Genomic DNA, 11,561 nt, shown 5'->3' on the forward strand with positions numbered 1-11,561 from the left:
TTCGGACAAAGACGATGCTCTCGGTCGCCCCCGAGCCAGCCGGACACCTCGGATTATCCATCCGGGAGCACGGCGATTCCGGCAGGTGTCTTGTGCCCGACACGTCACCGGGGCACCATCGCGCCCGTCCGGATGGCGGGCCGCTTCAGGCGGCTCCGGAAGAAGGGCGCCGGGTTCGTCCTTGCCGGGTCCGTCCATGAGCCGACCGCCCGACGATTGTCCAGCATCCGGTGAGGCCGGCGCAGAGGCCGAGAGGCTGGCCGCGCTGACCTGCTACGGCATCCTCGACACGCCCGCCGAGGCCGCGTTCGACGATGCCGTGGCTTTGGCCGCCCAGCTCTGCGCCACGCCGACCGCCCTCGTCAGCCTGGTGACCGGCGACCGACAATGGTTCAAGGCGCGGCTCGGCTTCGCCCCCGGCGAGACCGGGCTCGACCGCTCGGTCTGCGTTCACGCCCTGGCCGGGCGCGGCTTGCTGGTCATCCCCGATCTCGCGGCCGACCCGCGCACCCGCACCAACCCGCTGGTCACGGCGGAGCCCGGCATCCGCTTCTATGCCGGCGCGCCCCTGGTGACGCCTGAGGATCGGGCGATCGGCACCCTGTGCGTGCTCGACACCAAGCCCCGGCCGGAGGGGCTGAGCGCGGCCCAAGGGGCCGGTCTCGAAGCGCTCGCCCGCACGGTGATGACGCAGCTCGAACTGCGCCGGGGCATCGCGGCCCGGAAGACCGAGGCCGCGGCCCTGGCCGACAGCGAGTTCCGTCTGCGGCTGGCGATCGAGGCGGCCGGTGCCGGCATCTTCGACTACGACCTCGTGGCGGGCACCCTCGCTTGGGACGGGCGGACCCGCGCCCTGTTCGGGGTCGGGCCGGACGAGGCCGTGAGCTATGCCGGCACGTTCCTCGCCCGCCTCCACCCCGAGGACCGGGCGCGCACCGATGCCGCCGTGCAGGCGGCCCTCGACCCGGCCGGGCCCGGCCTGTTCGATGCCACCTACCGCACCGTGACGGCGGACGGCACGGTGATCGCCTGGGTCGCGGCCCGCGGCACCCTCGTCGTCGAAACGGATGAGGGGATCAAACGGGCGCGGCGCTTCGTCGGCACGGTGCGCGACGTCACCGCCGAGCGCACGGCGCAGGTCGCCGTCGCCGCCACCGAGGAGCGCTACCGCCTCGTCACCCGCGCCACCAACGACGCGATCTGGGACTGGGACCTCGCCGCCGACCACGTGCTGTGGAACGAGGCCCTTCAGGCCGCCTATGGCTGGGCACCGGAGACGGTCGAGCCGACCGGCCGGTGGTGGCTCGACCACATCCACGCCGAGGATCGCCCCCGCGTCGAGGCGGGCATCCGCCGCGTCATCGGCGGCGGCGGCCACGATTGGCACCACGAATACCGCTTCTGCCGCGCCGACGGCGCCTACGCCGACGTGCTCGATCGCGGTTCGATGGTGCGCGGGGCCGACGGCAGGCCGCTGCGCATGATCGGCGCCATGCTGGATCTGACCGAGCGCAACCGCGTCGCCGCCCAGCTCCGGGCGGTGGTCGAGGGCGCGAATATCGGCATCGTGCAGATCGATCCGCGCACCATGATCGCGCTGGAGGCCAACCCGAAGCTCTGCGCGATCTGGGGGGCGGAGGAATCCGACATCGTCGGGCATTCCATTGCCAAGTGGACGCCGGAAGCGGATGCGGCGGAGCGCGACCAGCTCCACCGCCGGCTCGCCGCGGGCGAGATCGTGCGCGAGACCCTGGAGAAGCGCTACCGCCGCAAGGATGGGCGCCTGATCTGGGGCCGGGTCAATCTCGTCTCGCAGGCCCGCGGCGAGGCGCTCCAGGCCACGGCGATGATCGAGGACATCACCGCGGAGAAGGCGACCGAGGCACGCCAGACGGCGCTGATCGAACTCGGCGACACCTTGCGCGACGCCGCCGGACCCGCCGAGATCCGTGGGATCGCGGCCCGGATCCTCAGGCGCAGCCTCGACCTCTCGGAGGCGGGCTACGCGGCCATCGATGCCACCGTCGGCGGCTTCGCGACCGGGCGCGCGAGACCGGACGGGACGATGAGCCCCGCGCCGTTTCCGGCCATGCTCGCGCGGCTGCGCCGCGGCGAGATCCTGGCCGTGCCCGATCTGACCGCCGAACCGGACCTCGCGCCGGATGCGGGCGGCTACGCGGCGGCCGGCGCCCGTGCACTGATCGGCGTGCCCTTGACCCGGCGGGGCGCCCTCGTCGGCCTCGTCTATGCCCACGCCGCCGAACCCCGGGCCTGGGACGCGGGCGAGGTCGATTTCGTCCGCGAGGTGGCCGGACGGATCTCCGTGGCGCTCGCTCGCATCCAGGCCGAGGAGCAGCAGCGCTTCCTCAACCGCGAACTGAGCCACCGGCTGAAGAACACCCTGACCATGGCCCAGGCCATCGCCTCGCAGACGCTGCGCAACGCGACCGACATCGCCTCGGTGAAGGAGGCGCTGGTGGCCCGGCTGGTGGCGCTCGGCAAGGCGCACGACATCCTGCTCTCGGGCGAGGGCGAGGGGGCGGCGCTGGAGGCGGTGATCGCCGGCGCGCTCACCATCCACGACGACGGCGAGCCCGGCCGCATCCACCTGTCCGGCCCGGACCTGGAGGTCGGGCCGAAAGCCGCCCTGTCGCTGGCGCTGATGATCCACGAACTCGCCACCAATGCCGCCAAGTACGGCGCCTTCTCGGTGCCGGGCGGGCGCGTCGGGGTGAACTGGCACGTCGCGCGGGCGCGTTGGCCGGAGGATGCGGAGGATGCGGGGGAGGCCGAGCCGGTCATCACGATGACCTGGGCCGAGACCGGCGGGCCGCCGGTCGCCGCGCCCACCCGCAAGGGTTTCGGCTCGCGGCTGATCGAGCGCGGGTTCTCCGGGGCGGTCGGCGGCGAGACGCAGATGATCTACGCCCGAGAAGGGGTGACGTGCCGGATCAGGGCGCCCCTGAAGGGGCTTCTCGAAAAACGAATAGCGCCAAAAGCGACGTAGGGGGCAACGAACCCGCCCGCTCGCCGCTTGTCGGCAGGACGCCCAGGCATGCTCCCAGGCGCGCTCCAACGACATCCGGGACGCCTCATGGATCTGCCCGTTCCCCCTGCCCCGGACGGTGACGGGCGGCCGCTGGCACTCGTCGTGGAAAGCGAAACCGCCGCGCGTATCGAAACGGCGGATCGTCTGGCGGAGGCGGGCTTCGAGGTGCTGGAGGCCTGGAGTGCGCAGAGCGCGCTCCTCCAGATCGAGCGCCATGCGGGGCTGCGCCTCGTCGTCGTCGATGCCGACCTGCCTTTGACCTTGCCCGAGGACCGGTTCGCCCTGACCTGCGAGATCGCCCGGCGCCGGCCGGATCTCGCCCTCATCGCCCTCTCGGCCGGTCCTTCCCCCGACGCCGGCACGCTGCCCGCGGGCGTTCGCTTCGCTACCAAGCCCCTCACGCTGGCCTTCGCCCGGGAGGCGCTGGCGCAGCTTTTTTGCGCGTGAGGGTCGGGCTTTACGCCGTCGCGCCCTGCTCCTCCTTGCCTGTCTCCCCTTGGCCCGGCTCGCTCGCCGTCGCGCCCTCCCCCCGCAGCCGCTCGGCGGCGACGTAGAAGACCGGGGTGACGAACAGGGTCAGGATCGTGGCCACCAGCAGGCCGCCGATCACCACCGTGCCCATGGAGAGCCGGGCGCCCGCGCCTGCGCCGCTGGCGATGGCGAGCGGCACCGAGCCGAGGATGAAGGCGAACGAGGTCATCAGGATCGGGCGCATCCGCATCCGCGTGGCGTGCTGGGCCGCCTCCAGCGCGTCCTTGCCCTGTCGGCGCAGATCCTCGGCAAAGGAGACCAGCAGGATCGCGTTCTTGGCCGCCAGGCCGACGAGAAGCAGCAGGCCGATCTGCCCGAACACGTCGAGCGGCATGCCGCGCAAGGCCAGGAACCCGACCGCCCCGAAGATCGCCAGCGGCGTGGCGAGCAGGATCACCAGCGGCATGCGCAGGCTCTCGTACTGCCCGGCCAGGAAGCAGAAGATCATGAACACGCCGAGGCCGAAGATCAGCGGCGCGACGTTGCCGGCGATCTTTTCCTGATAGGCGATCTCGGACCACTCGATGGAGCTGTTGCGCGGCAGATCCTCGGCTAGGGCCTCGATCGCCTCGATCACCGTGCCGGAACTGGAGCCGGGGGCGACCGTCACCGCCACCTCGATCGCCGGATAGGTGTTGTAGGACAGGACCGCCGTCGGCCCGGTGCTGAACTTCGCCTGGACGAGCGATCCGAGGCGCACCGGCTCGCCCTGCGCGTTGAGGACCGTCAGCGCCTCGAGATCCTGGAACAGGCGCCGCCCGGACGCGTCGCTCTGGACATAGACTTGGTAGACGAAGCCGAAGCGGTTGAAGAGGTTGACGAAGCTCGACCCGACATAAGTGCCGAGCGCCTCGAACAATCGCGCCAGCGGCACGCCGAGCTGCTCGGCCTTGGCCCGGTCGATGTCGAGGCGGATCTGCGGCACGCCCCAATCGGTGGTTGGCGTCGCGTTCGCCACCCCCGGCAGGGCGCGGATCTTCTCGATGAAGGTACTGGCCGTCTGCGCCAGACCGAGGCCGCCATTGCCCGAGCGATCCTGGATCTCCAGCGTCAGGCCGCCGCGGGAGCCGAGCCCCGGTAGCGGCGACGGTGCGGCGATGCGCACCTGCCCGTCGGGATCGTGCTTGAAGCGCTCCTCCATGTCGCGGATCAGGTCGTCGACCGTGGTGGTGCGCTCGTCCCAGGGCTTCATGACGGGGATGTTGAAGCCGTAGAACGGGGCCACGGTGTCGGCGAGGAAGCTGCGCCCGCTGACGCCGATGGTGTGATCGACGTCAGCGCGGGCGCGTAGCACTTCGCCGAAGCGGGCGTTCATCGCCTCCGTGCGCTGCACCGAGGCGCCGAGCGGCATCGCCACTTCGGCGTAGAGATAGCCCTGGTCCTCGTCCGGCACGAAGCCGGTGGGACGCTGCATCAGCAGCAGCACGGTGGCGCCGGCGAACAGCACGAACACGGCCAGCGTCAGGACGATGTGGCGGGAGAGCCATCCGATCGTGCGGGCCACGAAGTCGGCCGAGCGCTCCAGAGCGACGTTGAACCAGTCCAGCGGCTTGCGCCACCAGCGCGTCTTTCGAGGCCCGTCCTTCGCGTGGGGCTTCAGCAGCAGGCCGCACAGGGCCGGCGTCAGGGTCAGCGAGACGATCGCCGAGATCAGCACCGAGATGGCGATAGTGAGCGCGAACTGGTTGTAGAGCTGACCCGTCAGTCCGGGGATGAAGGCCACCGGCACGAACAGCGCGGCGAGCACCAGCGTCGTGGCGATGACGGGGCCGCCGATCTCGTTGACCGCCTCGCGGGAGGCGGGCTTCGGCGCCATGCCCTCGGCCATCAGGCGCTCGGTGTTCTCCACGACGATGATCGCGTCGTCCACCACGAGGCCGACGGCGAGCACGAGGCCGAGCAGGCTCAGGGTGTTGAAGGAGAAGCCGAGCAGCGCCATCGGCCCGAAGGTGCCGATCAGCGCGATCGGCACGGCGATGGTCGGAATCAGCGTGGCGCGCCAGTTTTGCAGGAAGAGGTAGGTGACGACCGTGACGATCAGGATCGCCTCGAACAGGGTCCGCACCACCTCGTAGATCGCCTCCTTCACGAACTCGGTGGAATCGAGGGCGATGGAGTAGTGCAGGCCGGGGGGAAAGCGCTCGGCGAGATCCGCCATCGTGGCGCGCGTCCCGTTCATCACCTCGACCGCGTTGGCGTCGGGGTTCTGGAAGATGCCGAGCGTCGCCGAGGGCTTGCCGTCGAAGTTCGAGGTGACCCCGTACTGCTCGGAGCCGAGCTCCACCCGGCCCACATCCGAAACACGCACCACCGAGCCGTCGGGATTGGCCCGCAGGACGATGTTGCCGAACTCCTCGGGCCGCGTCAGCCGGCCCTTGGTGACGAGCTGCAGCTCGAACGGTGTCGCCCGGTCCATCGGCAGCTTGCCGAGGGAGCCGGTCGTGATCTGTGCGTTCTGCGCCTGGATCGACTGGAGCACGGTCTCGGTCGAGAGCGCCAGCGCCTCCATCTTGGCCGGATCGAGCCAGATGCGCATGGCGTAGCGCATGTTGGAGAAGTTCACGATCCGGCCCATGCCGGTGACCCGGCGCAGGGGCTTGATGACCTGGGTCTCGGCGTAGTTGGCTAGGAACAGCTCGTCGAAGCCGGTGCTCGGGTCGGCGTAGAGCACGACGTTGCCGAGCCGCTGGCGCGACGATTTCTGGATCTCCAGCCCCTGCGCGCGCACCGCCTCGGGCAGCTTCGCCTCGGCGCGGCTCGACCGGGTGAGCACTTCCGCTGCGGCCGCATCGAGGTTCGAGCCGACGGCGAAGGTCGCGTCGATCGAGACGCTGCCGTCGGTTGAGGAGGTCGATTGGATGTAGATCAGGTTCGGCGCGCCGTTGATCTCCTGCTCAAGCGGGATCGCGATCGACTCGTAGGCCTGCTGGGCCGAGGCGCCGGGATAGGTCGCCTGGACGTTGATGATCGGCGGCGCGATCTCGGGATACTGCGCCACCGGCAGCGTCAGCCCGGCGACGATGCCGATCACCGTGATGATGACGGAGATCACGCCCGCGAGGATCGGCCGGTCGACGAACGTGGAGAACATTCGGTGGGCCGGCTCCCGAAATGCAGCGTGCGAAATTCAACGTGGCCGTGAAGGACCCGCGTGCAACGTGTTGGGACTCCGCGTGTTCCCTCCCGTGTCGCGCCCGGAACACATCCGGCGGGCGCCCCCGTCCTGCTGTTGGAGAGTGGATTTCGTGCGGTCAGGCGTCGGCTTCGTCATCACCGGCCTCGTCGTCGGCGCGCTCGGAATCGCCGGAGGGGCGTGGTGGGGGGCCGGGCACCCGATCCCCGGCTTTCTCGCCCATCACCTCAAGGTGGCGGGCCGGGCCGGACCCAAGAAGAAGGAAGAACCGCGGCTGGCGGTGAAGGCGGTGCGCGCCAGCCGCCAGGACGTGCCGGTCGCCTTCGAATATACCGGCACGATCGTCTCGCCCCGTGACGCCGCGCTGCAGGCTCGGGTGACCGGCTTCGTGATGGAGCGCCCGTTCGAGCCCGGCGGCCACGTGAAGAAGGGTCAGGTGCTGTTCCGCATCGACCCGCGCCCGTTCGAGGTCGCCCTCAAATCGGCCGAGGCCCTGCGCGACCAGGCCAAGGCCACCGTCTCGTTCGCCCAGGCCGAGGTGAACCGCACCGAGCAGCTCGCCGACAAGGGCTTCGCCACCGAGCAGCGCGCCCAGCAGAACCAGTCGAACCTCGCCACCGCCACCGCCAAGCTCGAAGAGGCGGAGGCCGCCATCGCCCGCCAGCGGCTGAACCTCGAATACGCGGTGATCCGCGCGCCCTTCGACGGGCGCTCCAGCCTGTCCATGGCCAATATCGGCGACATGGTGATCGAGAATCAGACCAGCCTCGTCTCCGTGGTGCAGGTGAACCCGATCGACGTGCAGATGGCGCTCTCCTCCGAGGATGCGGAGGCGGTGCGGGTCGCTCAAGGAGAGGGGCGGGTGAAGGTCCAGCTCCTCGACGTGGGGCGCGAGCCCGTGCGCGAGGCCACGATCTACCGCCTCGACAACCGGTTCGATCCCCGCACCGGCCGCCGCCTGATCCAGGCCTGGCTCGACAATGCGGACGAGCGCTACCTGCCCGGCCGGTTCGTGCGCGCCCGCATCGAGGTCGGCCGGCAGGATCGGCTCCTGGTGCCGACGGTCGCGCTCTCGGCCCAGCTCGACCAGCAGGTGGTCTGGACCGTGGACGACACCGGCACGGTCCACATGACCGCGATCGAGGTCGGCGACGTCTACGGCGACAACACCGCCGTGCTCAAAGGCCTCAAGCCCGACACGCTGGTCGTGACCGACCACCTTCAGAGCCTGCGCCAGAACCTCAAGGTCGAGCCGCGCATCGGCGACGAGGTCAGCGCCGTCGGCAACACCCCCGCCCAGGGCGAGGCGCGGCACTGAACCCCGAGATTCCAAAGGGATCATCCCTTTGGCGGGGCGCTGGGGTGGAACCCCGGCATCCCTTCAACCAGGGCTTCGCCCTGGACCCACGAAAGGGCTTGCCCTTTCGAAACCCGGTTTCAGGCTGCGCGAACCTGCGCCAGGAAACCGCCGACCTCCGTGCGCAGCGCCACGGCCTGACGGGCGAGGTCGCTTGCCGCATCGAGGACTTGGCCCGAGCCGGTGCTGGCGTCGTCGGCCGTGTGGGCCACGCCGGCCACGTCCTCCGAGGCGCGGCGCGTGCCCTGCGAGGTCTCGACCGTGGTGCGGGCGATCTCGGCGGTGGCCGCGCCCTGCTCCTCGACCGCGGCGGCGATGTCGTTGGAGATCCGCGACAGGTCGCGGATGGTGCGGGCGATGCCGGTGATCCCCGAGACCGAGGCGCCGGTCGCGGCCTCGATCTCCGCCATCCGCCCGGCGATCTCGTCGGTGGCGCGGGCGGTCTGGGCAGCAAGGCCCTTCACCTCCGCCGCGACCACGGCGAAGCCCCGGCCCGCCTCGCCCGCGCGGGCCGCCTCGATGGTGGCGTTGAGCGCCAGCAGATTGGTCTGGCCGGCGATCTCCGAGATCAGCCCGACGATCCGGCCGACATTGTTGGCGGCGGCGGCGAGGCGCTCGACCTCCCCGGCGGTGCGGGCCGCCTCCTCCTCGGCGGCGTTCGCCGCCAGCGCCGACGAGCCGACCTGGGCGGAGATCTCGCGGATCGAGGCCGAGAGTTCTTCCGTCGCCGCGGCAATGCCGTCGGAGGAGCGCGCGGCCTGAGCCGAGGCCTGGGCAGCCGACGCGCTCAGGGCAGAGGTCTGGCCCGCCGCATCGCTCATCGCCCGGGCGGCGTCCTCCAGTTGATGGGCCGCCGCCGAGACCGCCTCGACGATGCCGCCGACCCGGGCCTCGAAGCCGTCGGCCACCGCCATCATCGCCGCGTGGCGCCGGACGGCCTCCTCCTCGGCGCCGCGCTCCTGCGCCGCGCGGATGCGGGCGCGCTCGGCCACGCTGTCGCGGAAGGCCAGAGCCGCGGCGGCGATGGCGCGCAGCTCGCCCGGACCCTTCACCGGGATCTCGACCTCGGTCTCGCCCCGCCCGATCGCGGTCAGCGCCCGCGCCATCCGGCTCAAGGGGCGCGCGATCGCCGAGCCGAGGCCGAAGGCGAGCGTCACCGAGAGCAGCAGGGTCGCCAGCGCCGCCCCGGCCCAGAGCAGCACCGTGCGCTCGGCCTGCGACCGGGCCGTCCCGGCCGCCCGTGCCAGGCCGGCCGTCAGCCGGTCCTCGATCCCCTTCAGCCCGTCGATGCGCTGGGTCGCGAGCCCGAACCAGCCCTTGGCGTCGGTGAAGGCGAGCGCCTGACCGGGGGCCGTGCCCAGCGCGAGGCCGCGGAGCCGGGCGACCTCGCGGGCGGCGTCCGAGGTGTTCGCGGCATCGAGCGCGGCGATCTCCTCCGTGGGGCCCGCGGCGCGGAACAGCCCCTCGAAGGTCGCCTGATCCGAGGCCAGCCCGGCGAGCCGGCGCAGGCCCGCGAGATCGATCGCGCCCGCGGCGAACACGGCGGAGGCCGCCGCCCGCTCCTGGCCGGCGAATTCCTTGAGCGAGAGAAAGGCGGAGAGGGCGGAAACGCGGGCGCCGATGGCCGGGTCCGCCGCGATCTGCGCCACCCCGCGCACGGCCCCGAGGGCCTCGGCGATGAGGCCGGTATAGACGGCGAGATTGGCCGGCACGCTGGCCTCCAACCGGTCCACCGCGCTGCGGTGGCGCTCGATCCCGCCGAGCTTCTCACGCAGAGCCGCCGCCTTGCGCGCGAACTCCGCATCCGCTCCGGCGGCCCCGAGATCCGCGATCAGGGCGGCGCGGGCCGCATCCGTCAGCTTGCGCTGGGCCGCGAGTTCCGGAGCGAACTGGGTGCCCTTCGAGGCGAGATAGAGGCTGGAGGCGCCGCGCTCCTTCTGTGCCTCGTGGACGAAGGCGCCGATCCGGACCGAGAGCCGGACCTGCTCCTCCATCCGCGCCATCGCCCGGCCCTGCCCCGCCCGCTCCGCGACCGCCACCCCCGCGACCGCGCCGAAGGCGAGGCAGGGGATCAGCGCCACCGTGACGATACGGGCGCGCAGGGAAGAGGGCAGCTTCATGATTGGACGGTCCGGACGAGTTGCGGCCGGACCATAAAAGGCGAACGTAAAGTAAAGATTTCGCCGAAGGGATGCTGCCTAAATTTGGGGCATATACGCTACGATTTCATCATCTCACCCGTGGCCCGAACACATCCTGCGGGTCGAACAGCTTCGATGCCGTCATGGAAGGCTATTCGTGCCGCCTTCGACGCTCCGCTGCTCGATCACGCCGCGCCAGCCCAGCCCCCCATAGGTTTCGTAGCCGGGGGTGTCGTGAAAGGCCACGAGGCGGTCCCCATCCCGGTAGTGACCGTGGGACCGACCGTCGGTGCGGAGCCGGTAGGTCTCGCTCAGCACCCCCTCGTTTCGGGAGCAGGCGATCACGCGGTTGCGGGCATCGAGCAGCATCACGCGGGTGCGCTCCCGCTCGCCCGCGCCCAGCCGGACGCCCTGAACGATGGCGCGGGCCTGCGGCTGCCAGTCGAAATGGATGGCGAGGATGCCCAACGGCGCCCCGTCCGAGCGACCGCCCTCCCGCACGCTCGCGCAGTAGGTGGCGACCTGTGCGCCGCGCAGGCGCGCCTCGGTCCGCACGTCGACCGCCGTGTAGTCGTCGCCGCTCGGCAGGGCGCGTGCGTCCCGGAACCAGGTCTCGGCCTCGACCTGCGCGCCGAGGATGTCCGGATAGGTATCGGGGCGGCCATGGGCGATCACCCGGCCCTGAAGATCGCACAGCCAGAGATCGAGATAGACCGTGTAGGCCGACAGGATCACCCCGAGCCGCTCGCCGGCATAAGCCGCATTCTCCGGCGAAGGATCCCGGCCGCAGGCGACCAAAGCGGCGTCGGTCGCCCACCAGCGCACGTCGCAGGTGCGCTCGTAGAGGTTCCGGTCGATCAGCTCGACGGCGTTCAGGGCGAGGTCCACGCAACGGGCCGCGCGGGCCTCGCCCGTGAGCCGTGCGACGGCCTCGGTCAGGTTGTCCACGCCGGTGCTGAGGCCCGTCCCCAGGGCTGCGGCCAGCGTCTCGACTTCGGTCGAAACGGTTCGGACTTCCTGCGCGACGACCGAGAATCCCGCGCCCTTCTCGCCGGCATGGGCCGCCTCGATGAGCGCATTCAGGGCCAGCAGCTTCATGCGGTTGGCAATCAACTGGATGGCGCCGAGGTTGGAAGAGGCCCTGGACTTCAGGGCCTGCGCCGACGCACCGACGACGTCGGCAAGGGACAAGTCGTTCATGCAACCCTCAGGGGAACTCTACGGTCGAGCTACTTTGCTTTGTTCAGGCTGTGCCGAACTCTAGTGAGCTTCACCTTAAGTTGATCCTAACGTATCGATCGCGTTGCTTGATGCTTATTTCGGCGGATGGCGTGTTTTTGGGCGCCGATC

The 11,561-nt window shown here is 70.8% G+C and carries 6 protein-coding genes; 3 read left to right on the forward strand and 3 right to left on the reverse strand.

What is annotated here, in order from left to right; all coding sequences use genetic code 11:
* The first annotated feature begins 196 nt into the window (after positions 1 to 196).
* Both M2437_RS13590 and M2437_RS13595 read left to right on the forward strand, forming a co-directional pair.
* Complete coding sequence (locus M2437_RS13590; protein ID WP_499006801.1) at positions 197 to 3,007, forward strand: PAS domain S-box protein; 2,811 nt, start codon at positions 197 to 199, stop codon at positions 3,005 to 3,007.
* An 87-nt stretch (positions 3,008 to 3,094) separates the two neighbouring features.
* Positions 3,095 to 3,496, forward strand: coding sequence for a response regulator (locus M2437_RS13595; protein ID WP_253387716.1), 402 nt, complete (start codon positions 3,095 to 3,097; stop codon positions 3,494 to 3,496).
* Between the two features lie 10 nt (positions 3,497 to 3,506).
* Here the strand turns inward: M2437_RS13595 and M2437_RS13600 are convergent, their stop codons facing one another.
* Entirely contained in the window at positions 3,507 to 6,671 is a 3,165-nt protein-coding gene (locus M2437_RS13600; protein ID WP_253387717.1) for an efflux RND transporter permease subunit, read from the reverse strand.
* A 154-nt stretch (positions 6,672 to 6,825) separates the two neighbouring features.
* Between M2437_RS13600 and M2437_RS13605 the strand changes: the two genes are divergently transcribed.
* A complete protein-coding gene (locus M2437_RS13605) occupies positions 6,826 to 8,031 on the forward strand; it encodes an efflux RND transporter periplasmic adaptor subunit (RefSeq protein ID WP_015952167.1) in 1,206 nt (401 codons plus the stop codon).
* Positions 8,032 to 8,150: 119 nt separating this feature from the next.
* Here M2437_RS13605 and M2437_RS13610 read toward each other — a convergent pair whose 3' ends face one another.
* Together M2437_RS13610 and M2437_RS13615 are read right to left on the reverse strand one after the other, a co-directional pair.
* Positions 8,151 to 10,190: a methyl-accepting chemotaxis protein gene (locus M2437_RS13610; protein WP_253387718.1), complete on the reverse strand. Its 2,040-nt coding sequence runs from the start codon at positions 10,188 to 10,190 to the stop codon at positions 8,151 to 8,153.
* Between the two features lie 162 nt (positions 10,191 to 10,352).
* Entirely contained in the window at positions 10,353 to 11,411 is a 1,059-nt protein-coding gene (locus tag M2437_RS13615; RefSeq protein WP_253387719.1) for a methyl-accepting chemotaxis protein, read from the reverse strand.
* Positions 11,412 to 11,561: the final 150 nt, after the last annotated feature.

It is taken from the genome of Methylorubrum pseudosasae, from assembly GCF_029504475.1.
In the GTDB taxonomy this organism is placed as follows: domain Bacteria; phylum Pseudomonadota; class Alphaproteobacteria; order Rhizobiales; family Beijerinckiaceae; genus Methylobacterium; species Methylobacterium extorquens.

Bases quoted from the DNA above. Each gene is read 5' to 3' on its own strand.
- M2437_RS13590 (WP_499006801.1), top strand. From the start codon at position 197: ATGAGCCGACCGCCCGACGATTGTCCAGCATCCGGTGAGGCCGGCGCA.
- M2437_RS13595 (WP_253387716.1), top strand. From the start codon at position 3,095: ATGGATCTGCCCGTTCCCCCTGCCCCGGACGGTGACGGGCGGCCGCTG.
- M2437_RS13610 (WP_253387718.1), bottom strand. From the start codon at position 10,190: ATGAAGCTGCCCTCTTCCCTGCGCGCCCGTATCGTCACGGTGGCGCTG.
- M2437_RS13600 (WP_253387717.1), bottom strand. From the start codon at position 6,671: ATGTTCTCCACGTTCGTCGACCGGCCGATCCTCGCGGGCGTGATCTCC.
- M2437_RS13615 (WP_253387719.1), bottom strand. From the start codon at position 11,411: ATGAACGACTTGTCCCTTGCCGACGTCGTCGGTGCGTCGGCGCAGGCC.